22 protein-coding genes are annotated in these 26,494 nt (G+C 63.0%); 17 read left to right on the plus strand and 5 right to left on the minus strand.

Annotation, left to right across the window (positions count from 1 at the left end; translation table 11 throughout):
- Nucleotides 1–139 precede the first annotated feature (139 nt).
- The 7 genes from cobN (at nt 140) to SINAC_RS07810 (ending at nt 8,500) form a co-directional block, all read left to right on the plus strand.
- Nucleotides 140–3,931 (plus strand): cobaltochelatase subunit CobN, encoded by a 3,792-nt coding sequence (gene cobN / locus SINAC_RS07780; RefSeq protein ID WP_020465709.1) that lies wholly within the window; start codon nt 140–142, stop codon nt 3,929–3,931.
- Between the two features lie 37 nt (nt 3,932–3,968).
- Nucleotides 3,969–4,181 (plus strand): hypothetical protein, encoded by a 213-nt coding sequence (locus tag SINAC_RS07785; RefSeq protein WP_015245137.1) that lies wholly within the window; start codon nt 3,969–3,971, stop codon nt 4,179–4,181.
- Nucleotides 4,182–4,347: 166 nt separating this feature from the next.
- The gene (locus SINAC_RS07790) at nt 4,348–4,743 is read left to right on the plus strand and encodes a hypothetical protein (protein WP_015245138.1); all 396 of its coding nucleotides are present in this window, start codon (nt 4,348–4,350) and stop codon (nt 4,741–4,743) included.
- Between the two features lie 26 nt (nt 4,744–4,769).
- A complete protein-coding gene (locus tag SINAC_RS07795) occupies nt 4,770–5,465 on the plus strand; it encodes a VIT1/CCC1 transporter family protein (protein WP_015245139.1) in 696 nt (231 codons plus the stop codon).
- A 13-nt stretch (nt 5,466–5,478) separates the two neighbouring features.
- The gene (locus SINAC_RS07800; protein WP_015245140.1) at nt 5,479–7,485 is read left to right on the plus strand and encodes an ATP-binding protein; all 2,007 of its coding nucleotides are present in this window, start codon (nt 5,479–5,481) and stop codon (nt 7,483–7,485) included.
- 68 nt (nt 7,486–7,553) lie between these two features.
- On the plus strand, nt 7,554–8,117 hold the full coding sequence (cobO, locus tag SINAC_RS07805) for a cob(I)yrinic acid a,c-diamide adenosyltransferase (protein WP_015245141.1): 564 nt from the start codon (nt 7,554–7,556) through the stop codon (nt 8,115–8,117).
- Nucleotides 8,114–8,500, plus strand: coding sequence for a (2Fe-2S) ferredoxin domain-containing protein (locus SINAC_RS07810; protein WP_015245142.1), 387 nt, complete (start codon nt 8,114–8,116; stop codon nt 8,498–8,500). Before cobO ends, SINAC_RS07810 begins: the two co-directional genes overlap by 4 nt.
- A gap of 378 nt (nt 8,501–8,878) precedes the next feature.
- Here SINAC_RS07810 and SINAC_RS07815 read toward each other — a convergent pair whose 3' ends face one another.
- Nucleotides 8,879–9,613: a polysaccharide biosynthesis/export family protein gene (locus SINAC_RS07815; RefSeq protein ID WP_015245143.1), complete on the minus strand. Its 735-nt coding sequence runs from the start codon at nt 9,611–9,613 to the stop codon at nt 8,879–8,881.
- Nucleotides 9,614–9,905: 292 nt separating this feature from the next.
- On the opposite strand from SINAC_RS07815, the gene SINAC_RS07820 reads away from it, so the two are divergent.
- Both SINAC_RS07820 and SINAC_RS07825 read left to right on the plus strand, forming a co-directional pair.
- On the plus strand, nt 9,906–11,492 hold the full coding sequence (locus tag SINAC_RS07820; protein ID WP_020465706.1) for an alkaline phosphatase family protein: 1,587 nt from the start codon (nt 9,906–9,908) through the stop codon (nt 11,490–11,492).
- A 29-nt stretch (nt 11,493–11,521) separates the two neighbouring features.
- Entirely contained in the window at nt 11,522–11,776 is a 255-nt protein-coding gene (locus SINAC_RS07825; protein WP_015245145.1) for an acyl carrier protein, read from the plus strand.
- A 252-nt stretch (nt 11,777–12,028) separates the two neighbouring features.
- On the opposite strand, the gene SINAC_RS07830 is transcribed toward SINAC_RS07825, so the two are convergent.
- Complete coding sequence (locus tag SINAC_RS07830; RefSeq protein WP_015245146.1) at nt 12,029–13,186, minus strand: NHL repeat-containing protein; 1,158 nt, start codon at nt 13,184–13,186, stop codon at nt 12,029–12,031.
- Nucleotides 13,187–13,801: 615 nt separating this feature from the next.
- Between SINAC_RS07830 and SINAC_RS07835 the strand changes: the two genes are divergently transcribed.
- Nucleotides 13,802–14,491, plus strand: coding sequence for a hypothetical protein (locus SINAC_RS07835; protein WP_015245147.1), 690 nt, complete (start codon nt 13,802–13,804; stop codon nt 14,489–14,491).
- 108 nt (nt 14,492–14,599) lie between these two features.
- On the opposite strand, the gene SINAC_RS07840 is transcribed toward SINAC_RS07835, so the two are convergent.
- From SINAC_RS07840 to SINAC_RS07850, 3 genes are all read right to left on the minus strand, one after another.
- Nucleotides 14,600–16,180: a GH3 family domain-containing protein gene (locus SINAC_RS07840; RefSeq protein ID WP_015245148.1), complete on the minus strand. Its 1,581-nt coding sequence runs from the start codon at nt 16,178–16,180 to the stop codon at nt 14,600–14,602.
- 1 nt (nt 16,181) lies between these two features.
- The gene (gene olsG, locus SINAC_RS07845) at nt 16,182–16,760 is read right to left on the minus strand and encodes an ornithine lipid N-methyltransferase (RefSeq protein ID WP_015245149.1); all 579 of its coding nucleotides are present in this window, start codon (nt 16,758–16,760) and stop codon (nt 16,182–16,184) included.
- 67 nt (nt 16,761–16,827) lie between these two features.
- Nucleotides 16,828–17,703: an alpha/beta fold hydrolase gene (locus SINAC_RS07850; protein WP_015245150.1), complete on the minus strand. Its 876-nt coding sequence runs from the start codon at nt 17,701–17,703 to the stop codon at nt 16,828–16,830.
- 305 nt (nt 17,704–18,008) lie between these two features.
- Here SINAC_RS07850 and SINAC_RS07855 point away from each other — a divergent pair, with 305 nt between their 5' ends.
- The 7 genes from SINAC_RS07855 to SINAC_RS39700 all read left to right on the plus strand — a co-directional run bounded on the left by SINAC_RS07855 (nt 18,009) and on the right by SINAC_RS39700 (nt 26,451).
- The gene (locus SINAC_RS07855; protein ID WP_015245151.1) at nt 18,009–19,019 is read left to right on the plus strand and encodes a TIGR01777 family oxidoreductase; all 1,011 of its coding nucleotides are present in this window, start codon (nt 18,009–18,011) and stop codon (nt 19,017–19,019) included.
- Between the two features lie 88 nt (nt 19,020–19,107).
- Nucleotides 19,108–20,298 (plus strand): pyridoxal phosphate-dependent aminotransferase, encoded by a 1,191-nt coding sequence (locus SINAC_RS07860; RefSeq protein WP_015245152.1) that lies wholly within the window; start codon nt 19,108–19,110, stop codon nt 20,296–20,298.
- On the plus strand, nt 20,295–21,851 hold the full coding sequence (locus SINAC_RS07865; RefSeq protein ID WP_237722446.1) for a cobyric acid synthase: 1,557 nt from the start codon (nt 20,295–20,297) through the stop codon (nt 21,849–21,851). Before SINAC_RS07860 ends, SINAC_RS07865 begins: the two co-directional genes overlap by 4 nt.
- Before the next feature lies 1 nt (nt 21,852).
- Nucleotides 21,853–22,830 carry an adenosylcobinamide-phosphate synthase CbiB gene (cbiB, locus tag SINAC_RS07870; protein ID WP_015245154.1) on the plus strand — a complete coding sequence of 326 codons (978 nt, stop codon included), beginning with the start codon at nt 21,853–21,855 and terminating at the stop codon, nt 22,828–22,830.
- A gap of 101 nt (nt 22,831–22,931) precedes the next feature.
- Nucleotides 22,932–23,957, plus strand: a complete 1,026-nt coding sequence (locus SINAC_RS07875; RefSeq protein WP_015245155.1) for a sirohydrochlorin chelatase — start codon at nt 22,932–22,934, stop codon at nt 23,955–23,957.
- Complete coding sequence (cobI, locus tag SINAC_RS07880) at nt 23,947–24,651, plus strand: precorrin-2 C(20)-methyltransferase (protein ID WP_015245156.1); 705 nt, start codon at nt 23,947–23,949, stop codon at nt 24,649–24,651. The genes SINAC_RS07875 and cobI overlap by 11 nt, the downstream gene beginning before the upstream one ends.
- 1,089 nt (nt 24,652–25,740) lie before the next feature.
- The gene (locus tag SINAC_RS39700; RefSeq protein ID WP_154673622.1) at nt 25,741–26,451 is read left to right on the plus strand and encodes a PKD domain-containing protein; all 711 of its coding nucleotides are present in this window, start codon (nt 25,741–25,743) and stop codon (nt 26,449–26,451) included.
- Nucleotides 26,452–26,494: the final 43 nt, after the last annotated feature.

Here is a 26,494-nt window from a genome sequence, read left to right on the forward strand (position 1 = left end):
GGTTTCGTTGCGCCTTTGTTTCTTTTCTTCACTCGCGCAATCGAACCTGGGACGACTGTCCCGTCCTTCGGCATCACGCCCGCGATGCGTCTTCTGCGGCGGTGGCTCGACCAAGAGGCCCCCGACGCGCCGAAGGTGGGTGATCCCGTTGTTCGTCTTCCTCACGACCGCTGATACCGAGATCCAGGCCCTGGCCGCCGCGGTCCGCCGCCTGCCCGATGACTTCTCGGTCGTTCGCGCCCGGAACCCCAACGAACTGCAAACGGCCGAGGCTCTCGATCGGTTCATCGCCGACGACCTGCCCGCTGCCCGAGCGGTGGTGGTTCGCGTGCTCGGAGGACGACCGTATTTCGCCGACGGCTTCGAACGGCTGTCTCGCGAGTGCAAGACCCGCGGTATTCCGTTCGTTGCGCTGCCGGGGGAAGCGGGGCTCGACCCCGAACTCACATCGCTCTGCCACGCCCCGTTGCCTTTGGTGACGCAGGTCCTCGAATATTTCACGCAAGGGGGGCTGCAAAACCTTGTCAACCTGCTGAAATGCCTCAGTGACAACGTCCTGCTGACCGGACTCGGTTACGAACCCCCCTCCCCTTTGCCGCGCGATGGTCTTTACCTCCCCGACGCTCCCGATGGCCTGAGCCTCGCGGCCTGGCGGGAACGGATACATCGGCCGGATCGACCGACCGTCGGTATTCTCTTCTATCGTGCGCACTGGATGGCCCAGAACCTTGCGCCGATCGACGCCCTGGTCCGCAAAGTCGACGAGCTCGGCGGCAACCCCCTGCCGATCTTCTGCTACAGCCTGAAGGATGACCCCGACCAGGACGGTGGCGTTCCCAGCGTTTTCCGTGAGTACCTGATCGACGACCAGGGCCAGGCCCATGTCGATGTCCTGATCAGCACGCTCAGCTTCACGGTGGCCAACCTCAGCGACGGAACTCACACCGAGGCCACAGGGGCGGTCGTCGACCTCCTCGAACGGCTCGATGTTCCAGTCCTCCAGGCCGTGCTCTGCTCGTCCAGTTCGGCCGAGTGGGAGGCGAACTCGGCCGGGATGACTCCGCGCGACATTGCGATGAACGTCGTCCTCCCCGAGTTCGATGGCCGGATCAACACCGTCGCCATCAGCTTCAAGGAGGAAGGGCAGTTCGACGAGAGGCTTGGCACCACGATCAAGGCGTACGTGCCGAAAGCCGACCGGGTCGACTACGTCGCTCGCCTGGCCTTGAACTTCGCCCGGTTGCGACGGACCGCCAACGCCGAGAAACGCGTCGCGATCCTCTTCGGCAACTACCCGACCAAGAATGCGCGGATCGGCAATGGTGTGGGCCTCGACACGCCCGCCTCGGTGATGAATCTGCTCCGGAGCTTGAAGGACGCTGGCTATACCGTCGACAACCTCCCGGAGGATGGCGACGCGTTGATGCACCAGTTGATCGACGGCTGCACGAATGATGAGGAGTTCCTCACCGACGAGCAACTTCGCAACGCCGTCGGCCACGTCAGTCTGGCCACCTACAACGGCTGGTTCAACGAACTCCCCGAAACCTCCCGTCGGGCGATGATCGACCAGTGGGGTCAGCCTTTGGGAGAAGTGGGTCGAATCGACGACAGCGTTGCGATTCCGGGCCTGATCTTCGGGAATGTCTTCGTCGGGATCCAGCCTCCTCGCGGTTTCGGCGCTGATCCGATGGCGATCTACCACAGTCCTGATCTTCCGCCGACGCACCACTATCTCGCCTACTACCGCTGGCTTCGCGATGAGTTCGGAGCCCTTGCGGTACTCCACATGGGCAAGCACGGCAATCTCGAGTGGCTCCCCGGCAAGGCGACAGCCCTGTCGGAAGAATGCTATCCCGAGATTATGCTCAGCACCTTGCCTAACTTTTATCCCTACATCATTAATAATCCGGGTGAGGGGACCCAGGCCAAGCGACGAGCCCACGCGGTCATCGTCGACCACCTGGTCCCTCCCATGACCCAGGCTGAAACGTACGACGACCTGGCTCGCCTTGAGCAGTTGCTCGACGAGTACTACCGGATGGCGTCGCTCGACCCATCGAAGCTGCCTTACATCACGCAGCAGATCTGGACGATCGTCACCAAGAATAACCTCGAGCGGGACCTCAAGGTCGACCGCTGCCCCGAGGCTGAGGAGTTCGACGCCTTCCTGCAAGAGATCGACGGATATCTTTGCGAACTGGGCGATGCGCAGATCCGTGATGGGCTGCACATCTTCGGTCAAGCTCCGCAGGGTGAGCAGCGCGTTGGTTTGATCGCCGCGATGATGAGGCTGGACAACGGCGAAGTCCCTTCCCTGCGCAAGGCCTGGGCGCGATCGTTCGCTCTCGATCCCGACTGGCTCTTCCAGGATCTTGGGTCGCCGGTCGACCAGGAAATCATTGATGGCCTGGATGAGGCCGTGTTCACCGGCAAATCGGATCGAGCTGTTTGGACTCGCGGTGACATCGTCGACCAGATCGACCTGCAAATTCACCACGGGATTTCCGAGGCCATTGGCCTGATCGACTCGTCATCGGCCCCTGTGAGTCAGTCCGACGAAGTTGCGGTAAGCAACCGGTTCGTCCGCGACGAAATCATCCCGCGTCTCGATCGGACGACGGATGAGGTCACGAATACGGTTCGCGGTCTTGCGGGGCGCTTCGTCCCAGCCGGGCCGAGCGGCGCACCGACTCGAGGCATGGCCCGGATCCTGCCGACCGGGCGGAACTTCTACAGCATCGACATCCACACGATCCCGACCGAGACCGCCTGGAAGGTGGGCACGCAGGCCGCCGATCGACTGATCGAGAAGTACCAGGCCGAGAATGACGGTGAGTTCCCCAAGAGCGTCGGCATTGTCGTCTGGGGCACCAGCACGATGCGGACGCATGGCGACGACATCGCCGAGATCCTCCACCTGATGGGTTGTCGCCCGGTCTGGATTCCGGAGAGCCGGCGGCTCAGTGGGATCGAGCTCGTGTCGCTGGCCGAGCTCGGCCGTCCTCGGATCGACGTGACGGTGCGGATCTCCGGGTTCTTCCGCGACGCCTTCCCGAACGTTGTCGCCCTGATCGACCGCGCAGTGGAGTTGGTCGCGGCGGCCGATGAGGCCGACGACCAGAACTTCCTTCGCCGCCACGTCCGCCGCGAGGAACAGGCCCTCGCCGCCAAGGGCGTGGCCGTCGACCAGGCTGCCCGCCAGGCGAGATACCGGGTCTTCGGCTCGAAGCCGGGGAGCTATGGGGCGGGCCTCTTGAACCTGATCGACGAACGGAACTGGAAGAACGACGCCGACCTGGCCGAGGTTTACATCAACTGGGGTTCCTATGCCTATACGGCCAAGGAACACGGTGTCGCCGCTTCGGAGCCGTTCAAGCGGAGGTTGAGCCAGGTCACGGTCGCCGTGCAGAACCAGGACAACCGTGAGCACGACATCTTCGACAGTGACGACTACTTCCAGTTCCACGGCGGGATGATCGCCGCGATCCGCGCCCTGACCGGTGAGAACCCGGCCGCCTACTTCGGCGACACGTCGAACCCCGACAACGTCCGGGTGCGCGACCTGGCCGACGAAGCCCGCCGCGTCTTCCGCTCCCGAGTCGTGAACCCCAAGTGGATCGCGTCGGTGATGCGACACGGCTACAAGGGGGCGTTCGAGATGGCCGCCACCGTCGACTACCTGTTCGGCTACGAAGCGACCGCCCAGGTGATCGATGACTGGATGTTTGAAGACGTCAGCAAAGCCTATCTGCTCGATCCCAAGGTCCAGGAGTTCCTCCAGGAGAAAAACCCCTGGGCGCTCCGAACGATGGCCGAGCGCTTGATTGAGGCTGTCGACCGTGGGTTCTGGGAGTCGCCGAACCCGGAGACGGTCGAAGCCCTCAAGGAACTTTATCTTCGCAACGAGACTGTTCTGGAAAGTCGTTAATCCTGACCACGACTGAAATTAGACAAGGATTATTTCAATGCTGATGTTTGCCCACCATGTTGGCGTCGAACTCCTCGGCCGTGAATTCTCCCCCCACGGGGTTGTGCAGCACGTCTGCGTTTTCGCGGCTTTGGGACTGATCCTGGCGACCTCGGCCTATGGGACCGCCGTTTTGGCGACCCGGTTGCCGGAGTTCCTGGCATCGCGTCGGCGCGAGGCGAAGGCCGTAGTCAATGATCGGTTCGCCTGATCGATCGGTGCGAACCAGGCGAATCCGTTGTCGTATCGATGGAGGGTGGGCACGGCCCACCTCTTTTGTTTTCCTGCCACCACCTTGAGGGATGGCAGGTAGAAGCCTACCCTACAATACTGAGGCGGAGTCGCAAGTTTCGATCGATCGAACTCACCGAATACCGATGATCCGAGCCAAGCGTGTTTTTGCCTATGCCTGGGCGTCCCCCACGACTCTCGTCGGGCTGACGGCGGGGGCGTTGACGCTCGCGACCGGGGGACGAGTGCAGCGTCGGCTGGGGACCTTGGAGTTTCACGGGGGATTCTCACGCTGGTTCGCGGAGCGGAATCGATTCGCCGCCATGACGCTGGGGCATGTCATCATCGGGCGTGATCCCTGTGCACTCGACTCGTGTCGCGCACACGAGCAGGCCCACGTCAGGCAGGTGGAGCGCTGGGGGATCGCGTTCATCCCGGCCTACCTCGCGGCGAGCGCCTGGGCGTGGTCGCAGGGTAAACATTATTATCTCGATAACTATTTCGAACGTGACGCCCGCCGAGCCTGCGGGGAGTGGTGGTGAAGGCCTTTCCCGAAGGACGAGCGACGATGCCGCAGACACTTCACGTTGAACGCCACTTCACCTCCAGCGAGTTTGTCCGTGACGTCGTGATCGGCATGGCCGACGGCCTCACCGTGCCGTTTGCGCTGGCGGCGGGCCTCTCGGGTGCGGTCCAACTGACGTCGATCATCGTCACTGCGGGGCTGGCCGAGGTGGCCGCCGGTTCGATCGCGATGGGACTCGGGGGTTACCTCGCCGCGCGGAGCGACGCCGAGCATTATGTCTCCGAGAAAAAACGCGAGTGGCACGAGGTCGAGATGATGCCCGGGGAGGAGTTGGCCGAGGTGGCCGACCTCTTCCGTGAATACGGCCTTTCCGACGACGCAATCGCCCCGATCCTTTCGGCGTTTGAGGCCAATCCCAAGGGCTGGGTGGACTTCATGATGAAGTACGAGCTCGGCCTTGAGGAACCCGACCCCAAGCGCGCCTTGAATAGCGCGGCCACGATTGCGGGGGCCTACATCGTCGGTGGTCTGATCCCCCTGGCCCCGTACATGCTTTGGAAGAATCCGAGCCAGGCGCTGGTCGGCTCGGTGGCCGTGACCCTGACGGCCCTCTTGATCTTTGGCTACGTCAAGGGGCGTTTTACCGGGACCAAGCCGGTGCGAAGCGCCTTGCAGACCACCCTGATCGGGGGCTTGGCCGCCTCTGCGGCCTTCCTGATCGCGAAGATGTTCTCCTGAGACCCGGCATGACATGACTGACGCTCTGAAAAAAAACACAACAACCGCCACGGTCGGCGACACCGTCTATCCTTTCTCCGCGATCGTCGGGCAAGAGCCCATGAAGCTCGCCTTGATCCTGGCGGCGATCCACCCCGGCCTGGGAGGGGTCCTGATCCGAGGGTCGAAAGGAGCCGCCAAGAGCACTGCGGTCCGCGCCCTGGCGGCTTTGCTCCCCGATATCGACGTGGTCCCCGACGATCCCTTCCGTCGCGCCCCGGGGGAAGTGATCACCGAATGGCCGCTTCCCGACGGCGCAACGTTCGTCCGTCGGCCCGTCGCGCTCGTGAACTTGCCCGTTGGCGCCACCGACGACCGGGTGGTCGGCAGCCTGAACTTTGAGCGTGCCCTGACCACCGGGCGACGCACGTTCGAGCCTGGCCTGCTCGCCACTGCGCACCGGGGGCTCCTTTACATCGACGAGGTCAACCTGCTCGGCGATCACCTTGTCGACGTGCTGCTCGACGCCGCCGCGATGGGGGTCAACCACGTCGAGCGCGAAGGCCTGGCGTTTCGCCACCCCGCCCGGTTCGTCCTGGTCGGCACGATGAATCCCGAGGAAGGCGACCTCCGTCCCCAACTCCTCGACCGCTTCGGGCTGGCCGTCGACGTTGAGCCGATGACCGACCCAACGCAACGCGCGGAGGTGGTTCGCCGCCGCCTCGCCTTTGAGGCGGACCCCGCCCGGTTTCGCGCCCAATGGGCCGAAGCCGATCGTCGTGAAGGGGAGCGAATCGCCGAGGCGCAACGGATCCTACCGTCGGTGGTCGTCCCCGACTCGATCCTCGAGGCCCTCTGCTCCCGATGCGCCCGCGAAGGGGCCGACGGGCTTCGCGCGGACCTGACGATCTACAAGGCGGCTACGGCCCTGGCCGCTCACGAAGGCCGGACGACCGTGACAGCGGAAGACATCGATGCGGTGGCCGAGCTCGCCCTCTCCCATCGGCGGACGACTCACGGATCGCCTCCGCCCGGCTCACCTCCCCCACCGCCCCCTTCCGGTGAGGAGCCGCCCCCCCCTGATCGCCCCGCGGTTCCGCCACGCAACGACTATTACGCAGGCCAGGGACGTCGCGACGAGCCGCGGGCCTCGGCTGAGTCGCATCAGGAGGATCAGGAGGAGTCGGAGCCCCAGGTCATCCCGGCGGCCAGTCCCCCGGTCACGCCTCGGTTGACGCCACCACGCGACCGGAATCGTCGCGCTGTGGCGGGACGCCGAGGGATGGTTTCTGCCCCCGATCGCCAGGGCGTCTTTATACGTGCGACGCGCCCGAAAGGAAGGGCACACGACCCCGCGATCGCCGCAACGCTTGGGGCCGCTGCCCCTTGGCAGGTTAGTCGCGGACGCGACGCCGGCGAGCCGCTCATCCTTCGGGCGGCCGACCTCCACGACAAAGTCCGCGCCCGCCGGACCCAGCATCTCGTCCTCTTCGTCGTTGACGCCAGTCGCTCGATGGGTGCCCGGCGACGGATGGCCCGCACCAAGGGGGCCGTGCTCTCCCTCCTGATCGACGCCTATCAGAAGCGGGAACGTGTCGGCCTGATCGTCTTTGGCGGTACGTCCGCTACGCTTGCCTTGCCGCCGACGAGGAGCGTCCGGGTGGCGGCCCGCCATCTGAACGAGCTTCCCGTGGGAGGTCTTACGCCGTTGGCTCACGGGCTCCTCCTGGCCGAGCGTACGATCGCGGCCGTCCGCCGTCGCGAGCCGGGGATCTCCCCGTTGGTCGTCCTGCTGACCGACGGCCGGGGCAACGTTCCCCTCCAGCTCGGGGGAAATCCGGGGGCGGATGCAACCGTGCTCGCTCGCCGATTTGCACGCAGCGGCGTGGCCGGGCTGGTGATCGATACCGAGGAGGGGCCCGTTCGGTTCGGGTTGGCCTCCCGACTGGCACGGGCCTGGGGCGCCGAGGTCCTCTCGCTCGATGCGCTCGGCGAGCGGCGATTCCCCGACGTCGTTCGCAAAGCTCTATTCGCGGGGTAATCGCTGCGAGTGGTCCGGAAGGCGAATTACCTCGGGGTTCCGAACGCTCTGGTCAAGGACAACCAAAGATGCCTGAAGAAACGAAGGAAGCGGAACGCCCCGACCCGAAACGGCGCCGGGGTCTGATCATCGTCAACACAGGCGACGGCAAGGGGAAGACCACCGCCGCGCTTGGCCTCGCCTTTCGCGCCTTGGGCAGTGGCTTCAAGGTGTTCATGCTTCAATACATCAAGGGGAAATGGAAGACCGGCGAGAAGAAGCTGGCCGACAAGCTCGCTCCCGAGATGCAGATCCTGCCGATGGGGGATGGATTCACCTGGGATACCAAGAACCCCGAGCAGGACATCGCCACGACGGCGAAGATCTGGGAAGTCAGTAAGCAGGCGATCAGTTCCGGCGATTACGACATGGTGATCCTCGACGAGATCAATGTCGTCATGAAGCTCGGCTATCTCGACCCGACGGTGGTTGTCGAATTCCTCAAGACGCGCGACCCACGACTCCACGTCGTCCTGACCGGGCGAGGCGCACCGCCGGCAATCATCGAACTCGCGGACCTCGTTTCCGAAATCGTTCCGATCAAGCACCCGTTCAAAGCGGGAATCAAAGCCCAGCAGGGGATCGAATTTTGACTAGCGACCAGGACAGTGCAGCCCCCGCCGCTCCCTTGACGACCAAGGTCAAACCCCCTGCGCAGATTCTCTTCTGCAAAGGGTGCTGCTGTGGCAAAACCGAGCGCGGCCTCCCGGAGGTTCCCGTCGATCGACTCAAGGCGATCTGGAAATCCGAAAAGCTGAACAAAGGTGTTCAATTGACGATTTCCGGTTGCCTTGGCCCGTGCGACCTGCCGAATGTCGCCGTCGTCGTCACGCCCCAAGGGACCGAGTGGTATGGCCGGCTCGACGGCGATGCTCACTACGACGCCATCATCGATTGGGCTCGCGCTTGCCTCGCCGAAGGTTCGGCCCTTCCGATGCCCAAATCGTTGGAGCCGAATCGCTTCGAGCGGTTCTAATCAGGTGGCCATGCTCATGCCCGCAATTCTTCAGCGTGAACATGATTGTGCGCAACCCGAGGCTGCGCAGCGATTCAGAGGTTTTTGACATGAGGCTGTGGTCGTTGCCGAATTGAGTTCGTACGCCAAGTAAGGCTGTGTCGCTGTCCCCTGGAGAGGGCCGATCCCACTTCCCTGGGGCCACCGCCCTGCCCGCGATTCAATTGATCTCAACTCAAGAGAGGGCGGGGCGCTCGCGGCCCCAGGACTGGCGACTCTGTTCGTGGGTTGGAGCCGAGACCTGTTGTGGCTCGGCCGCCCAGAAAATCAACGATAAAGGACGCCACCAACGGCATCGTTCGCCTCTCATGTCTCATGGCGAAGGAGGCAAGCTAGCGCTCAACCTCCTCCGAGCAGTGTGCTGAGAAGGCCTGGGGGTTTGCCGCCGGGGACGATGATTCGATCGCCGGGGAAGACCTGGTAGTTGGTCAAGGTGTCACCCCGGTCCTTGATCCCGAACCAGTCAATTTTGAGGACCTGATCGGGGCCGCCCGCCGGGTGGGGACGAACGAGATAGGCTTTCTCGGGCATGCTGTTCGTTCGGAGGCCGGCGGCCATCAGGGCGTCGAGCACCGTGTCGTTGCCTGTGCTGGGGAACCTGCCCTGGGACGTCACCGTCCCCATCACGTAATAGAACTTGCTGGCGCTCCCGTTGACCAGGCGGACCGAAACCTGGGGCGGTCGATTGGACTTGGCCTTGGTCGGCTGGGTCGCGATCTGGAGCGCGATCTTCTCCTCCACTTGAGGGAGGGTGAGGCCGGCGACGTAGACGTCACCCAGGAAGCCGAGGTCGATGGTGCCGTCGGCTTGGACGGGGACGGTGGTGAGCGTCAAGTCGGTAATGGCGGGCCGGATAGCGATATCAAGCTCGTCGGGGGGCTCAACGACATACGTCGGCAACGAGACCATTTGCAGCTCGCGCGGCTGGTTCGGATCGATGCACCCATACTGGGGGATCCGATTTGCGGCGTGCTTGCTGCCGAGACCCTGGCAACCTGCAACGAGCAGCAGGAGTGCCCCAGGTAGGAGCATTCTCAATTGGCGTTCGCAGCCCGTTAGCGTCCATGCGGTCATCGGCCGGCACTCTCATTCGGGCGTTCCGTCTCAGTGTATGGCCCGCTCGTCCGGTAAACGGCGCGGACCCGACCCCACCGTGAGTCGGCATCATCCCCTGGATCGGTCAGGTCTGCTCGGCGACTTGACCAAAACTCGGGATTGACCAAATTGGCGGGAGGAAGTAGCTTTCGACCCACCTGGAGTTCGGCCCTCGCATGGCGGGAGTTATCTTCCGTCACGCACAAAAAAAGGCTGGCGGCCCCCGATGGAGCGGGAGCGGCAGAACCCGGGGTTACCGAGGCAACTGTCCATGCCGGCTTCCGCGTCTCGGGTCCTGTTCCTCGGCCTTGACGGCGGGACCATGTCCGTCTTAGCCCCCGGATTCGAGCGGGGCCTGCTACCGAACCTCGCCTCCCTCTGGCGGCGGTCGGCCACGGGCACGCTCCGGTCATCCGAGCCCATGGTCACTCCCGTGGCCTGGACCTCGTTTGCCACCGGATGCACCCCGCCCACTCACGGGATTCACGAATTTTATTATGTCGACGCGGCCGACCGTACGATTCGCTCGAATCACGCGGGACGGGTTCGCGTGCCGACGCTCTGGCAAATCATGAGCGCGGCCGGTCGAGAAGTCGTGAGCCTGAACTTACCGATGACCTATCCTCCGCCGCAGGTCCGCGGGGTGGTGGTCGCTGGCTCGGACGCTCCCGGCCTGACCTGGGCGTTCGCCCAGTGCCCCGACTTCGCCGAGGAAATCTTCGAGCAGGTCCCCGACTACACGCACAAGATCGTCTGGAAGAAGCGGCCCCGAACGCTCGAGGACCTGCAATCGCAGGCCGAGAAGAATCGGGCAACCTTCTACGCGCAGGCTGAGGCTGCGGAACGGGCGGATGCGCGGACCGACTGGTCGGCGATGATGGTCCACTTCCATAACCTGGATAGCTTGCAACACCGGCTCTGGCCCTATCTCGACGTCGACGAGACCGGTGTTCGTGAAAAAGGGTGGAACGAGGAAGTCGAGAGCTGCCTCAAGGCGCTTGACGACAGCGCGGGACGGCTGATGGAGCTGGCCTCGAAACGCGATGCTGCCGTCGTCGCGGTCTCCGACCACGGCTTTGGTCCTTGCAGGGCGCTGGTGAACGTCAACGGTCTCATGCGGCAGGCCGGGCTTCAGCGCGGCCTCTTGTACGGCACCCGATTCAAGTACCGGGCGCAGCGGCTGGGCGATCGGTTCCATCGCTGGATGACCCGACGCGCGCCGGGCGGAGCGGGCCGCCGTTTGCCGCGTTCGATCGAAGGCCAGGTTGGCTGCGACTGGAAGCGAACGGCCGTCTACGCCCCGTTCGGCCAACTGAGCGGTTGCCTCTTCGTCAACCGGACGGTTGTCCCGCATGCTGCGGCTGCGGAACGCGTGCGCGGTGAAGTGATCGAGATCTGCCGCGAGGCTCGCGACCCCGAGACGGGTGCCGCGTTGTTTCGAGACGTGTTCGACGTGGCCGAACGGTACGGACTCGACCCGACCGCCGAGGGACTTCCGGACGTCCTCGCACTCTCGGCCGACGGCTACCAGGCGCAGGCCAAGTGGGGCGTGACGCTCCGCAACGAGCTTCTCAGGCCGGACCCGAACCTCCCCGCCACGCATTATATGGACGGGATCATCGCCATCGATGCCCCGGATATCAAGCCAGGCGCTCACCTCCATGCCAACCTGCACGACGTCGCGCCGACGGCACTGACGATGCTTGGCATGCGGGTTCCCGAGAGCATGGAAGGGCGCGTCCTCCACGAGGCGTTCGAGAATCCACTGCATGTTCGCTACGGGGCACGCCCCGTGATCGAGCCCGACCCGCGTTTCGAGGCCCTTCTCGCCGCAGGCTTCGGCGCCGAGTGCGATTGACTTTTCCCCCCGTTGCCCGAGAGGCCCCCATGAACGAAATTCAAGAGAGCATCCACCAGTTCATTCTCAGCGAATTCCTCCCCGGCGAAGACCCGAGCGAGTTGACCGAGTCGACACCGCTGATCACCGGCGGGATCCTCGATTCCATCAGCACCTTGAAGCTTGTCAACTTCCTTGAGGAACGCTTCAACGTGACCATCGAAGCCCATGAGGCTGGCGTCGACAATCTCGACTCCGTTGGGCAGATCGTCCGTTTGATCGAGGAAAAGAAGAGCGCTGCCTGAACAAGAGGGTCTGACGACCGACCACTGACACGGGCGACGCCAATCCGCGTCTCCCGCCGTGACGGCCCCTCCGGATTCACCGGCCCCGTGCTTTGAGGCCGGTGGCTACGATCTGGATGGGGCTTCGTTCGTTCGAACGGCCCAGGTCATTCCAATGCAGTGCGCCTTGAAAGGGAACTGGGATTGTGAGAGCGGAGCGAGTTTATGGTTGAGAGCCAGCATTGGCCCTCAACCACAAGCGACGGAGAAGCACTATCCCGATCGCCGGCGCGTTTTCCAGATCGTGACCGAGTTGGTGTTGTCGTTCACGGCGGCGAACTCCGCTCCGTCCGGCGCAGTCGCAACCCCGAACGCACCGCCGGGGCTGGTACTGATTGAGAACTGGCCAACGAACTGGCCGCGCCGGGTGAACTCGACCAGCGTGCTCGGGTTGTTCGGGTCGGGGTTGACGGCGTCGCCGTTGGCGACGATCAGGTTGCCGTCCGCGGCCTGAGTCATTCCGAGCGGGCCGTGGAGGTGGGCGTCATCCTGATAAACCACCGTCCCGGTGCCACCGTCGTGTTGCGTCCGGCCGGCGTTGGGGACCGCGAAGATGACGTTGTCGGCCGTCGAGGCGACGAAGAGGGTGTCGGTTGCGTGGTCGTAAACGAGCCCCGTCGGGCCGAGCTCGAAGGCGGCCGGGTCGCCGCGATGCGTATAGCCCGAGGCAATCTGGGTCGACGAGACGACCTGGAATCCGCCCTTTGCCGGGAGTCGTAGGTTCAGTCGAGTCACGGTCCCGCTGAGGACGTTCGAGACGAACACCTGAGCTCGGTTGCCCTGGTCGAAGACGGTGAGGTCCCAGGGACCGTTGAGCAGGCTGGGGTCGGTCAGGTTCGCGACGAGATTGCCGTTCTTGTCGAGGACCTTCAGCGAGCCCGCCATGGCCGTGGCGGATGTCCCATCGGTGCTGGGAAGGTTACCGACTAGCACGAACCCACGCCGGAGGACCCCTAAGGCCGTGGTGAGGCCGGACCCTGCCGGGGCCTGGTAGAAGACCGAGGCCTGGTTGCCGGGCGTGACCCGCATGATAGTGGTCCCTGTGCCCTGCAAGTTGTCACTGTTGTTGAAGTTAGAGACCAGTACGTCCCCATGCCGGAGCACCCCGCCGCGGGCGAACCCCTTGGGAACGAACGCGACTCCGTACGGGTTCAGGTCACCGTTGGCGGGGACCGTCGACACCGTTCGGCTCGGCGCGTTGGCGAGTTGGTTGATCGTTGCGACGGCATGATGGTGGCTTGCACGCAGCGCGGAGATCTCCGCGTGCGGGGCCATCATCGCACTCAAAACCTCACGGGATTCAAGCCCTTCCAGGGACGGTCGGAAGGATCGCGAATGGGGGGGCTTGCGCGGACCCAGGGGAAGTGGCATTGCTGACCCTCCTTCCTGATCAGAACCGGGCAAACACAGGTGTAGCAGTTGCGATTATTATGCTAGTCGTTTCTCGCAGTCAAGCAAAAATCATGCACGAATCTTTTGAATATAAATAAAATTGACGATCACGCTGGATGGTCATTGGGGTTTCGAAATGCATTAATGCGTTTGCGGTTCGAAGATGGTTTTTTGTGTTTTTTTTCTTGTTTTTATGAAAAATTCAGTTTCATTTTGATGATATTTAATTGGATTAAAATATTTGTTTTTCTGCGTGTTTCTTTTCGTTAAATGGACGGCTTTGGCGTACGGCACGATCAGTGTTGGCTGTTGAAAATTCTCATCATGGAACTGTCGAATTGCGATGATTTTAGCGGGCCGATATAATCAGTCTATGCTGAATTTTTGAACGAGTTTCAGGTTGCGTTATTGCACTTTTTTGGGTTGCAAGTTTGATTGGTGTCATTATGGTGTTCTTTGATTAAACAATTGCCGTGATGTGGCGGATTCGAGTCTGGTCTCGTCTGCGGTGACGAGTGTGTGCCTTTGTGTCGTGTTTTTCCCTCGTGTTTCGAGGGGTTGAGCGCGGAAGGGTTCCTGATTGGAGTCTCAAGAATGAAACCCCAGAATCGTTATCTCTCCCGGATGGTCGGGGGCATGCTTTTGTTCATTGGGTTGTCTGGGACGGCCCAGGCAGGGTTGATCTTCGGCAACGGTCCGCTTGGCGATTTTACGGGTTCGCTCGTCGTCGCCAACCAGACATCCACAACGGCCACTTTAACCATCACACTTACCAATACCAGCCCCGTGGCCAACGGAGGGTATCTCACCGCTTTCGTGCTGAACAATCCGGGCAATATGATCACGGGCATTTCCCTAACCTCCGCCCCAGCTAACTTCACCTTGCTGGGAACTCCCCCCTTTCAGGATGGGATCAACGGTGCGCCCAATGGCCAGTTCGATTTCGGGGTGAGCACTGGGAACGGCTTTGAGGGGGGAGGCTCCCCTTCAAAGGGGCTGGCCGTCGGGGCGACAGGGATCTTCACTTTCTCGCTCACCGGCACGAATTTGTCCACCCTCTCACCGGCTGACTTCGCGAGCGCCCTCAGCGGGGGCACTGGCATTGGGCAGGGGCCGGAGTTCTTCGTCGCCCGATTCCGTGGCTTCAATAACAACGGGAGCGACAAAGTGCCGGGTACGCTCTCTACTGTCCCCGAGCCCTCGTCTTTGGTCTCCTGCGGCATTGCCGGAGTGATAGGCCTGAGCTTCGCCTGGTGTCGTCGCAAAAAGCTTGCCACGGCCTGATGCCCTGGCCTTCGTATTGCTCACACTTGCGGCCCTGTCGCTCCACTCAATTGTGGAACGGCCGGGCCGCAACCTTTGCTGAATAGTGAGCAGGTGCGGCACCCAGGCCTATCCCGGTGGCAACTCCCGCTCGATCCAGCCCTGAGCGAGCAGGAACTCTGCGAGTTGCTCGGTGAGTTTCCCCTCGCTATCCATTCGAGGGACCTTGTGCTGGCCACCAAGCTTGCCGCGCGACCGCATCCAGGCGTCGAAGCCGCCCGGCCGGGTCATGAGGAGGGCGGGGAGAGGAAGCCCAACCCCTTCGACGCGATGGGCCTGGTAGTCGGCATTGCGCTTGGCGAGGTCGGTATCGAGGGCGCGGCGGAACGCCGTCAGGTCGTCGGGGGGCTGGAGGAACTCGAAGACAAAGAGGTGATGGCCGAGTGCGCCTTGGAAGACAGGACCCACGTGCCACTCCCGAACCGACGCCCCGCTACTGGCCGAAGCGCTGGCGACTGCGGCCTCGACCTCTTCGCTGATCAAGTGCTCGCCGAAGGCGGAAAGGGTGTACTTGGTTCGGCCGGTGAAGGTGAGGAGCGGCGGATCGACCGACTCAAACCGCACGGTGTCGCCAATCAGATGTGACCACATTCCCGCACAGGTCGACACGACGATTGCGTAGTTAATGCCAACTTGAACATTTCCAAGCCAGTGCCGTGTAGGACGGTCCGACTCGAGTTCATCCACCGGCACAAATTCATAAAAGATCCCGTGATCGAAGAGCAAACGCAGGTGCCCGGTCGCGGGATCTCCAAAGGCGATGAACCCTTCGGAGCACGGGTACGTCTCCTGAAGGCGGATCTTGGGACTGCCAAGGACCTTGGCGAAGGCCTCGCGGTAAGGGTCGAATTTGACGCCCCCGTGAACGACGACCTCGAGCCTGGGCCAGACCTCGGCGATCGTGGCTTTGCCCGAGAGGTCGAGCAGTCGCTGAAAGAGGGCGAGCAGCCAGCTCGGGACTCCCCCGACGAGCGTGATCGGCTCTCTGAAGCTTCGCTCGGCCAGTAGCGCAAGCTTACGGTCCCAGTCCGGCTCTAACGCCAGCTCCAACGGCGGAAACGTATAGGGGCGGAGCAATTCGCTGACTTCTTTGGAGGCAATCCCGCTTAGGTCCCCTTGACGGACGCCCGGGGCGGGTTGCTCGAGGTCGCTCGACCCTCCCAGGAAGAAAAGGCGGCCGTGGAAAAGCCGTGATTCTGGGAGATGCGTCAGGTGGTAGGACACCATCGTCCTGGCACCGATCAGGTTCGATGCGAGCATCGCCCGTGAAACGGGGATGTACTTGGTTGCGCCTTGCGTTGTGCCGCTGGTCAACGCGAGGTAGGGGATTCGGCCGGGCCAGGTCAGGTTGTCGAAGATCGGGTACTGGTCGCGGAGATACTGCCGCCAGAGATCCTCGTAGCTCCGCAGGGGGACTGCATCCTGAAAATCCGCGACCGAGCGAATCGAACCAAACCGATGATCGCGACCGAATCTCGTCCCCTTGGCCTTGCCGACCAGACGCATGAGCATTCGTTCCTGGACGAGCGTGGCGTGGGCGCTCTCCAGTTGCTGGACGCGTCGGCGGGCATTCCAGTGAAAGGTACGATTCACCAACGACCGGACGGGAGGGGAGCCGGCGATCGTGACCAGCGGAAATAACGGGCTCATCTCAGAAACTTTCCTTCACGCCCCGGCAGAAATAGGCACCGGCCGGGGGAAGGTTGCGGGGTTCGAAGACGAACGTGACCTCGTCGAAGAACCGGCGATAGAACCGCTGATAGACCCACGGCATCTCGGTGATCTGGTTGAACGTTCCCGACGGGGCGAGCACCTGCTTGACGACTCGAAAGAGGTCGCGTTGCAGCTCTTTCGGGAACGATGGAACGGGGAGGCCGGAGACTACGAAGTCAGCCTGCTCGATCCCGCGCTGTTGGAGAATCTGGGTGAGATCGCGCACGTCCCCTTCGACCACGTCGAAGTTGGCGCGGTTCGCGAACCGTTCGCGGAGGAGCCGGGCGAAGTCGGGATCTCGCTCGAGGACGATGACCCGGCAATCGGGATGGACCCGGTCGGCGATCACCTTGGTGATGGGACCTGTACCGGCCCCCAGCTCAACGACGACCCGGGCATTTTCCCAAGGGATGTTGCGGACGGTCGTTCGCGAGAGCCAGGGGCTGCTTGGCGCCAGGCTGGCGATCGCCGTTCCGTGCTTGAAGAACTTGCCGAGGAACAGAAAGAAGTCTTTCATCGGTGCTCAACGGATGAGGAACGGGCGATCAACCCCGATATTGTAGAATGGTGGCGTGCGAAGCGAATCATCTGTTCTGATGTGAGATGGTCGACGTCGGTCGCTTCACTTGGTACTGCCAGAAGCGGGCCGGGATGAGCGTGGGCGGGAGCGTCCCGAGCTTATCACGGAGGAACCGAAGGACGAGTTGGTTGACCAGCCTCGACTTCTCGATTTGCGGGGCGTGGCCGCACCTCGGAATCACGACCTGACGCACGTTACGCATCTGGTCGGCCGCGCGGATCGAGCCCGAGACGTCGGAGATGACCTGATCGTTCTCGCCCCAGATCAAGAGGGCCGGTTGCGCCACCCGGCTCAAGAGTGGGGCCACCGAATGTCCGACGGTCCCCCGGAGCGTTCGAAGGACCCCCTTCTTCCACTTCCGGTCCTGGAACTTACGCTCGATCACCGTCACGAGGTCTTCGCTGGCGAAATGAGAGCGGTGGAAGACCGACTGGACGAGGGTGTCGTACTGACTCCGTCGGACCCCTTCCATCATCGGCAAGTTCTCGTCGCCGTGGAGTCCGGAGGGACAGAGTAGGACGAGTCGATCGACCTTTTCGGGGTATCGTGTGGCGTAGGTGAGAATGATCTGACCGCCAAGGCTGGAGCCGACCAGGTTGTACGGCGGGCGCTGGACGTATTCGTCGAGAAAGTTCGCGAGTCGATCCGTAAGATAGTCAACGGTGATCTCGCCGCCTTCGTCAATTCTTCGGTGCAGCGAGTCGCCGTCGTAGACGAGCAGTTCGGGGACCTTGACGTCGAAATGTCTCGACCAGTGGGTCCGGTTGGCGAACCAGCTTTCCGATTGTTCGGCCAGTCCATTGACCAGGATGAGAGGGGCGGGCCTCTTGGAGGCGTTCAGTCGAGGGAGGTCGAAGAACTTCCGCACGGTTGGATTCATCGGTCTCCAGGACTCCCGGTTTCCGAAGTGGCGTTTAGTGGAGTGTTCGCGTTGCCACTTCCTCTTGGGGATCACTCACCTCGACAATACCATCCGGATGACCTTCCAGCCAACCTCGTTCCTGAGCGTAACCTCAAAATTGGCTGGTATGTAGAACAAGTGAAGGCATTTCACGAAGACTTCAAATCCGATCGCGCCGACCGCTTGACGAGCGCTGGTAAATCGCTACAAGATGTTCCTGCGGCTTGGCCTTTTGCGTCACTCTCGTCCGTTGTGATCCTTCCACGAATTCGAGGTGCGTCACGATGCGTGTGTTCATCACGGGGGGAACCGGACTGATCGGCCGGCACCTGGTTCGGCGGCTGGCCGAGCGTGGCGACCAGCCGGTGATCCTGTCCCGACATGTGGACCAGGTCCGCCGCGACCCGTCGATGCGCGTCCGTGAGATCGTCTCGGGGGATCCCACGACCTCAGGCGCCTGGCAGAGTGCGGTCGACGGCTGCGACGCCGTCGTGAACCTGGCCGGGCACAACATCTTCGAGGATCGCTGGAACGCGCAGGTCAAACGGAAGATTCGCGATAGCAGAGTCTACGGCACCGACAACCTCGTTGCCGCCATCGCCCGGGCGAAGACTCGGCCCAAGGTCATGGTCCAGTCCTCGGCGATCGGCTACTACGGCACGCCCGCCGAGACGGAATTGACCGAGGAGAGCCCGTCAGGTTCGGACTTCATGGCGGTCGTCTGCCGGGAATGGGAGGAGGCTGCGCACCACGTCGAAGCCTCGGACGTGCGACTCGCCTTGATCCGGACCGGGGTCGTCCTGGAGCGAGGTGCCGGAGCCCTCGGCGTGATGACGCCGATCTTCAAGTGGCTGCCCTTGGGGGCGGCGCCGATCGGCAATGGCGGCAGTCTCTTCAAGCCGGCCCAAGGCCAGCAATGGATGAGCTGGATCCACATTGATGACATCGTTGGCATCTTGCTGCTGGCGATCGACCACTCGCAAGCGACGGGTCCGATCAACGGCACGGCCCCGAACCCGGTTCGCAATGCCGAGTTTTCCAAGGTGTTGGCCAAAAAAGTGTGGCGCCCTTGCTTACCGTTCGGTCCTCCCGACTCGCTCTTGAGAGTGGTTTACGGCGAAGTGGCCGACGTCATCACCAAGGGGCAGAAAGTGCTCCCGACCCGAGCGTTGGCGCTGGGCTATTCATTCAAGTATCCCAAGCTCGACGCCGCAATGACGGCTCTGTTCGCCAAGCCGGCCGCAGCTCCCAAGCCCGAACGCATCCCGGCCGCGAACTCCGGCCACTCTCATTGAGAGCTCTAACGTCGTTTGGACCGAGGCATCGCGACTCGCGGGTTTATATTTAGATTCGAGACTTGTTTCCACGAAGCTGTTTTGACTTATGAGACCGATCCCCCACGGTGGTAACCCGGCAGAGGCGCGACGCCGGTATGGGCTGGGTGATCGCCCATTAATTGATTTTTCCGCGTGTCTCAATCCGTTCGGCCCCTCCCCGGCGGTCATCAACGCCGCGCGCGCCGGACTTGACCGGGTCGGTGAGTTCCCGGAACCCGGTTGCCCTCGACTGACCGAACGGATCGCGGAATTCCATGGCGTTCCCATCGATCACGTGGTTGTGGGGGCGGGAACGAGCGAGTTGATCAGCCTGATCGCTCAGTCGCTCCGCGAGGTCCTGGCACTCCACGCCTACGAGAATGGCGACCCTGCCATGCCCGTTTCCCACCTGGTCGAGCCGACCTACGGCGAGTATCGCCGGGTGTCGGTTCTGAACGAGTTGCGAATCGAGGCGTGGGGGAACCACATCCTGAGCTGGCGCCAGGATGTGTTCCCAGGGCCGGCGGCCGGCGTCTTCTGGACGGGGCACCCGGACAATCCGACCGGCCGGGCCTGGGACCGGGCCGTGCTCTTGCCGCTGGTCGATGCCTCGCTTGGCCTCTTGACCGTGGTCGACGAGTCGTATCTCCTCTTCCTGCCCGACGAGGCGGAGCGGACCTTGGTGCAGGCGGCGACGAGTCGTGAAAACCTGCTCGTCCTCCGCTCGTTCAGCTCGATCGCCGCCATTCCAGGGCTCCGGATCGGATACGCCGTCGCTTCACCCGATATGGTGGTCCGGCTCAAACAGTACCAGGACCCCTGGACCATCACTCCAGTGGCCGAGGCCGCCGCACTCGCGGCGCTCGATGACGTTGACTCCCGGCAGCGCGTCGTCCACTTCCTTTCCGAAGAGACGCCTCGCCTGACCGAACGGCTCTGGGAGATCCCCGGCCTTCGCCCCGCCTGGCCCGACCGCGAACGTCCTGTGGATGCCCCCCCTGCCCCGAATTGGCTCTTGGTGAGTCTCTCGGAGACGGCTTGGACCTCGACCCAGGTTCACGAAGCCCTGGCTCGCCTGGGATTCTTGGTCCGTGAGTGTTCCGACTATCGCGGCCTCGAAGTTGGGGCACTCCTCACGGGACCAGACAAATTGGTCGCCACCCAAGGCCATCTTCGAATCGCTGTGCGGACACCCCCCGAGAACGACCGGCTGACCGCCGCACTTGCCGAAGTCTTGAGTTCGGAGCCTCCCCGTTGACTCGTCCCGATTCCACGCCTCGTGCTTCCAGCTTGATGGTCCTCGGCACCGCGAGCCACGTCGGCAAGAGCCTGCTCACGGCGGCCTTTTGCCGGCTGCTTGCGGAAGAGGGGCACCGCGTTGCTCCCTTCAAAGCCCAGAACATGGCGCTCAATAGCTTCGTCACCTCCGAAGGGGGGGAAATCGGTCGTGCCCAAGTCGCGCAGGCCGAGGCGAGCGGCATCGAGCCTCACGTCGATATGAACCCGATTTTGCTCAAGCCGATGGGGGGCGTCTCCCAGGTCATCGTCAACGGCCACCCGATCGGCGTTATGTCGGCCCGCGAATACTACGCGGAGAAAGCGACCCTCTGGCCCCGGGTGACCGCCGCCTACGACCGCCTCGCCGGCCAGTATGAGCGGGTCGTTCTCGAGGGAGCAGGGAGTCCCGTCGAGATCAACCTCACCGAGCATGACCTGACGAACCTCAAAATGGCTCGCTATGCCGACGCCGCGGTCATTCTCGTGGCTGATATCGAACGGGGGGGCGTCTTCGCGCAGATCATCGGAACCTGGGAGCTCCTCGAACCCGGAGATCGAGCGCGCGTCGTCGGTTTCGTGATCAACAAGTTCCGAGGTGATGTGACTCTGCTCGATTCCGGGCTCGAGTTCGTCCGGGAACGAACCGGGGTGCCGGTGCTCGGGGTCCTTCCCTATCGGCCCGACCTGCAAATCGACCAGGAAGACTCCCTCGGGATCGATGAGACGGCCACGCTCGATCGCGGTGAGCTTGGCCCCGGCGAGCTCGACGTGGCGGTTGCGCGGGTGCCCGGCCTGAGCAATTTCACCGATTTCTGGCCGTTGTCGCGCGTCCCCGGTGTCCGGGTTCGCTACATGGAGCGAGGAGCCCATTTCGGCCGGCCCGACCTTGTCGTTTTACCGGGGACGAAAACGACCGTTCGCGACCTCGACTGGCTGAGGAGGGTCGGACTTGCCGACCGGATCATCGCCTCTCGGGCCGAGGAGGACGGACCGCGGATCCTCGGGATCTGCGGCGGGTTCCAGATGCTCGGCCGTTGGATCGAGGACCCGCTCGGCGTCGAGTCGGATCGTGAGCGCGTGGAAGGACTCGGGCTGCTCGACACGGTCACCCGGTTCGCGGCGACCAAGACCCGGCATCTCGTGTCGGGCCAGGTCAACGGTTCGGACCTTGCCATCCTCGGTTACGAAATCCACATGGGTGAAACCGAACGTAACGGTGCGACGATTCCTTGGCTCGCGCTGACGCGACGTCAGAACCAGACCACGATCCTCGACGGTGCGATCGATGAGGCAGGACGAGTCTCAGGCACCTATGTTCACGGCCTGTTCGACAGTGCGCCGTTCACGGCCTCGTTTGTGAATGGACTCCGCGCCCGGCGCAAGTTCGCTCCGCTCGCGGAGCCCGAGTGGCAGTCGCATCGCGACTTTCTCGCCGCCCGCTACACGAACCTGGCCGAATTCCTCCGAGTCCACCTCGACCTCGCGCCGATCTGGTCGGTCCTCGGTGGACCTTCGGCTCGGAGCTCGGACTGAGATGCCAGGTCTCCCCCTCGCGGTCTGGTCGCTCCCACTCGGCGCTACGCTCGATCTCCTGCTCGGTGATCCGAGGGGCTGGCCGCATCCCGTTCGGGCCATCGGCCATCTGATCGTTCGCCTTGAGGCCGTCGCGCGACGCTTGATCAAACAAGCAGGCGGGGGAGAGCGCACGGAGCGACTGGCGGGGATCTGGCTCACCGGCCATGTGGTCGGTATCGTGGGTGTGGCTGCATGGATGATTATTGTTGCATGTGACTGGCTTGGCCCAGTCCCCTCGCTGCTGGGCCGAAGTCTCCTGATCTATTGGGGCTTGGCCGCGCGGAGTCTTGGGGACGAGACCCTTCAAGCGTCGGAGGCGCCTGATCTCAAGACGGCCCGCCGCGAGCTGTCGATGATCGTCGGCCGCGATACCGCCACGCTCGACGAGGCCGAGATCGGCCGGGCCTGTGTGGAGACGGTGGCCGAGAACTATGCCGACGCCGTGGTCGCCCCCCTCTTCTGGTTTGTGATTGGCGGCCCTGTCGGTCTCTGGGCCTTCAAGGCCGTGAGCACTCTTGATAGCATGGTCGGCTATCGCAATGCCAAGTATCGCGATCTCGGATGGGCGTCGGCACGGTTCGACGATGTCGCGGCCCTGATCCCGTCCCGATTGGCCTGGCTGCTGATTGGTCTCGCGGCCTGGGTTGCGGGCGAGCGGCCGGGGAATGCCCTCCGCATTGGCTGGCGTGACGGCCGCAAGCACCCGAGTCCGAATGCCGGGTGGGGGGAAGCCGCCATGGCGGGGGCCCTGGGCATTCAGCTCGGTGGACCGGCCACCTATGGTGGCGTTCCTGGCTTCAAGCCGTTGCTGGGTGAGCCGGACGAACCGATCGATCGGACCACCGTCCGTCGCTCGGTCCGGGTGATGCGGATTGCCGCGACCTTGGCGGTCGCTTTCGCCTGGGGAGTCCGGAGCGGGCTCTTCGGCTCGCCTTGACCCGCTGCGCTGGGGCGTGCTAGTTTCGTTGGGAATTCAGTCGACCACAGCAGGTTGCGACGAATCGCCCGTGGTTGCAACCCGAGGACGGATCAACGCCCATGTCAGAGGCCTTGCTGATCGCTGCGCACGGCAGCCGCGATGAGGCGGGGGTGGAGGAATTCTGGGACTTTGCCGACGCCTGGCGTCAGCTCCGCCCCGACCGGATCCAGGGGGCCGGGTTCCTCGAGTTTGCCCAGCCCACGATCGGTGCCGCGATCGACGAACTCATTGACCGCGGCGCGACCCGGATCGTTATCGTTCCCGCTATGCTGATGGCGGCCGGCCACGTCAAGAACGACGTGCCGAGCGAGGTGCAGGAGTCGCGGGTCCGGCACCCGAATGTGACGTTCCAGATGGCCCGCGCCCTCGACATCCACCCGGCGCTCCTGGAACTCTGCCACATCCGCTATCGCGAGACGATCGCTCCTCTGAGCGCGGTCCCTGCGGAACGGACTCTGCTCCTCGTCGTGGGTCGGGGGACGTCCGACCCGGACGCCAATGCGAACATCGCGCGCGTTTCGCGGTTCCTCTGGGAGTCGTACGGGGTTGGCTGGGCGAGCGTTGCCTTCTCGGGTGTTACCTCGCCCGACGTCGATCGGGCGTTGTCCGTCTGCCGCCGACTTGGCTTCGACCGGATCGTGGTTCAACCCTACTTCCTCTTCGACGGCATTCTCCTGAAGCGGATTCGCGACACGGCCGCTCGTCATGCTGCGCTCGACCCGAGCGTCGAGATTGTGACGGTCCCCCACCTCCGCCTCCATCCGCTCTTGCTCCAGGCGTTCGAGGACCGGGCGCACGAAGCGATCCACGGCACCCCGCACATGAACTGCGACCTCTGCAAATATCGGGTTCGGCTGATCGGTCGCGAGTCGGACGTCGGCCTGCCGCAGGTAGGCCATCATCACCATGTTCGGGCCTCGGCGGACCTGCTGGACGACGACTTCGACCACGGCCACGACCATCGCCTCCGACGGCGGCGGCCGACCCTTGTGCCAGCGGCCGACACGACCTTCCACCCGTGGGATGAGCGCTTGCTCGAGCGGTTGCACTTGATCAACGAGTCGAGGTCACCGCGTGTCTTTTGAGCTGGCGACGGTCTATGTGGTCGGGGTCGGCCCTGGGGAAACCGATCTCCTCACCCTTCGAGCCGTGAAGGTTCTCGAACGCTCCGAGGTGATCTTCCACCCGGGACCCCGGGACGACACCGGGTTCGCGTTGGGCGTCGTCGCCCCCCTGCTCCGTCCGAATCAGGTCGTCCGCGGCGCCTCGCTTGCGATGCGCCGCGGCCCTGACGACGGCACGGTCGGTTATGAACGGGTGGCCCAGCTTCTCGCCCACGAAGCCAGGCAAGGTCGAACCGTGGCCTTCCTGACCGAAGGCGACCCGATGCTCTTCGGCTCGGGGTCATACGTTGCCGAGCGACTTCGGTCGGTTGCCCCGGACGTGCCGGTCGAGATCGTTCCAGGGGTCAGCGCGTCGTCGTCGGCCGCCGCGCGGTTGGGCTGGCCTTTGGCTCAAAAAGACGAAATTCTCACGATCTGTCCGGGGACTTATCACCCTGACGAGATTGGCGAGATTCTCGATCGCGGTGGCCCGGTCTGCTGGTTCAAAGCGGCCGCTGTGCTCCCTCAGTTGGTCGAAGAGCTTCGCCGGCGCGGTCGTCTTGATCACGCGGCCCTTGTCGAGCGAGTGGGCCATCCCAACGAGCGCATCTTCCTCGATGTTTCGGATGCGCTCAAGGTAAATCTGTCTTACTTTTCGCTCGTCCTGGTACGGTGAAATCTATAAATTTGTCTTTTGTATGCTATGGCTTGGTGGGCTTGATCAGTACGTTGCTCTCGCTCAAATCGGCCGAACCCTGCCCCTGCAGCACGGATGTGTAACGGCAACGGGGGTGATATCAAAGACTGTTGCCCTGGTTAGGCTGTTTTTGCGGCTTAATTAATGATGGCCACCCGGCTTTCTCGGATGATGAGCGGGAGGGCACAGTCTCAGACGGGTTTTTATAAGACATGGCAATATGTCGCGATTGTGGATTTTATGGTGCGATGTGATTCGATGGGATCGGGAATCCGCCGAATGGTCGCGGTCGTCAGGAGCGTTTGTCGCCCAATCCGGAGTTTCAATTTCGATGACTGGTGGATCACCAATCGACCAGTTGTGGAAAATTGCGTGCTTTGGTATCGATTGTCTTGATGCAACGTAAAGGTTGGATTTCCTATAGCCTTCAGTAAATTCAGGTGAGTGATCCGGATCTGACGTCATGGAAGGTTCTAACGGTTTCGGTCAAGTTGGGTCGTTCTTCCACCGATGAGAACTTGGCGACGACGATCAAGTCTGTCTGCTCTCGATACGTAATAGCCATGGAGGGATGACGTGACGTGGCCCAACTCACGACGCCGGGTGGCGGCATGTGCCCTAGGCCTAACCGCCGCCGCCTGGTTTGCGTCTTCGAGAGCGAATTCCGTAATGGGCCGCCCCCAAAGGCCCGACCCTAATGGTCTGATGTCAAGCACGCATGGGTTGGCTCCCCATGGCGTACAAGCCTCGAAAGCTTTGAGGGCACCACAGCAGGCGGAAGGGGGCGTGCCTAAGGCGATCGCGAAAGTTGAAGGAAGGGGGGCGTCGGGGCATGAGGTCTGGCTTCGAGGCAGTAAATCGAAGGGGGCCGATCTTCGCCATCGCTGGATTCAAGTGCGTGGGCCAGCGGTTCAACTGGATGGATCGACCGATGTCGACGCGCGATTCACGGTTCCGAACGGGGCCGGCCCTCTCGGTTTCCTCCTTGTCGTATCGGGCCCTGAGGGCTCCGATACGGTCGAAGTGAGTGTCCCCATTGAGGGGACGCCGCTCGCCTCGGAGGAATCGATGTTGAGGGCGGACGCTGGCGACGATCAGATTGGCCTGGTCGGGCGGCAGGTGACGCTCAACGGTTCCCGGAGCGAACCGCGCGGGCGGGTTGGTTTCCGCTGGATCCAGACGGGAGGACCGGCCGTTCGGTTCAAGCTTGAAGAAGGTTACATCCACTCTTTCGTTCCGACCGTCCCCGGTGTGTACCGATTCGCCTTGGCCGTGGCGTCGCACTCGACGATCTCGGCCCCGGATGAGGTCGTGGTCCGGGTGGGGACCGGTGTGGTTGATGGGAAGGGGGGGGGAGAGTCCGATCCAATCACCTCCTCGAAGGTCCGACCCGTAATTCCGACGCAGGAACTAGCCAGGGCAGGACTTGCGGCGATCCGAGGTGGTGCCGACGCGGCTGAACCTCTGGCCAAGGTCTTCGAGGATACTGCCAATCGGATGGGTGTGTATCAGACCTACGGGGAAGCCTTTAGCGAGATGTCGCGAAGGTTCGAGGAGATCCTCCCGGAGGATCCGGTGAAGCGGCAACGTTGGGTCGATCGGGTCTTTCAGCCCTTGACCGCGCGGACTCTGGAAGTCATGCGACTTGAGGGTCTGGAACTCCTCAGGGCTGATGGGCCTGAGGTGGCGCTCGATGACGCTCAGAAGGCGGCGCTTGCCGAGCAATTCCATTTGATCGCCGAAGGACTCCGCTCGGTCGCCCAACCGCAGTTGAAGTGAGTACGGCCGCCGAGTATGGCCTCGCCGGGCCATGTGAACCCGT

Source organism: Singulisphaera acidiphila DSM 18658, from assembly GCF_000242455.2.
GTDB classification, from domain to species: Bacteria; Planctomycetota; Planctomycetia; order Isosphaerales; family Isosphaeraceae; genus Singulisphaera; species Singulisphaera acidiphila.

Coding starts and splice junctions, on each gene's coding strand:
- SINAC_RS07785 (WP_015245137.1), top strand. CDS start 3,969: ATGCTGATGTTTGCCCACCATGTTGGCGTCGAACTCCTCGGCCGTGAA.
- SINAC_RS07790 (WP_015245138.1), top strand. CDS start 4,348: ATGATCCGAGCCAAGCGTGTTTTTGCCTATGCCTGGGCGTCCCCCACG.
- SINAC_RS07795 (WP_015245139.1), top strand. CDS start 4,770: ATGCCGCAGACACTTCACGTTGAACGCCACTTCACCTCCAGCGAGTTT.
- SINAC_RS07800 (WP_015245140.1), top strand. CDS start 5,479: ATGACTGACGCTCTGAAAAAAAACACAACAACCGCCACGGTCGGCGAC.
- cobO (WP_015245141.1), top strand. CDS start 7,554: ATGCCTGAAGAAACGAAGGAAGCGGAACGCCCCGACCCGAAACGGCGC.
- SINAC_RS07815 (WP_015245143.1), bottom strand. CDS start 9,613: ATGACCGCATGGACGCTAACGGGCTGCGAACGCCAATTGAGAATGCTC.
- SINAC_RS07820 (WP_020465706.1), top strand. CDS start 9,906: ATGCCGGCTTCCGCGTCTCGGGTCCTGTTCCTCGGCCTTGACGGCGGG.
- SINAC_RS07825 (WP_015245145.1), top strand. CDS start 11,522: ATGAACGAAATTCAAGAGAGCATCCACCAGTTCATTCTCAGCGAATTC.
- SINAC_RS07830 (WP_015245146.1), bottom strand. CDS start 13,186: ATGCCACTTCCCCTGGGTCCGCGCAAGCCCCCCCATTCGCGATCCTTC.
- SINAC_RS07835 (WP_015245147.1), top strand. CDS start 13,802: ATGAAACCCCAGAATCGTTATCTCTCCCGGATGGTCGGGGGCATGCTT.
- SINAC_RS07840 (WP_015245148.1), bottom strand. CDS start 16,180: ATGAGCCCGTTATTTCCGCTGGTCACGATCGCCGGCTCCCCTCCCGTC.
- olsG (WP_015245149.1), bottom strand. CDS start 16,760: ATGAAAGACTTCTTTCTGTTCCTCGGCAAGTTCTTCAAGCACGGAACG.
- SINAC_RS07850 (WP_015245150.1), bottom strand. CDS start 17,703: ATGAATCCAACCGTGCGGAAGTTCTTCGACCTCCCTCGACTGAACGCC.
- SINAC_RS07855 (WP_015245151.1), top strand. CDS start 18,009: ATGCGTGTGTTCATCACGGGGGGAACCGGACTGATCGGCCGGCACCTG.
- SINAC_RS07860 (WP_015245152.1), top strand. CDS start 19,108: ATGAGACCGATCCCCCACGGTGGTAACCCGGCAGAGGCGCGACGCCGG.
- cbiB (WP_015245154.1), top strand. CDS start 21,853: ATGCCAGGTCTCCCCCTCGCGGTCTGGTCGCTCCCACTCGGCGCTACG.
- SINAC_RS07875 (WP_015245155.1), top strand. CDS start 22,932: ATGTCAGAGGCCTTGCTGATCGCTGCGCACGGCAGCCGCGATGAGGCG.
- SINAC_RS39700 (WP_154673622.1), top strand. CDS start 25,741: ATGTTGAGGGCGGACGCTGGCGACGATCAGATTGGCCTGGTCGGGCGG.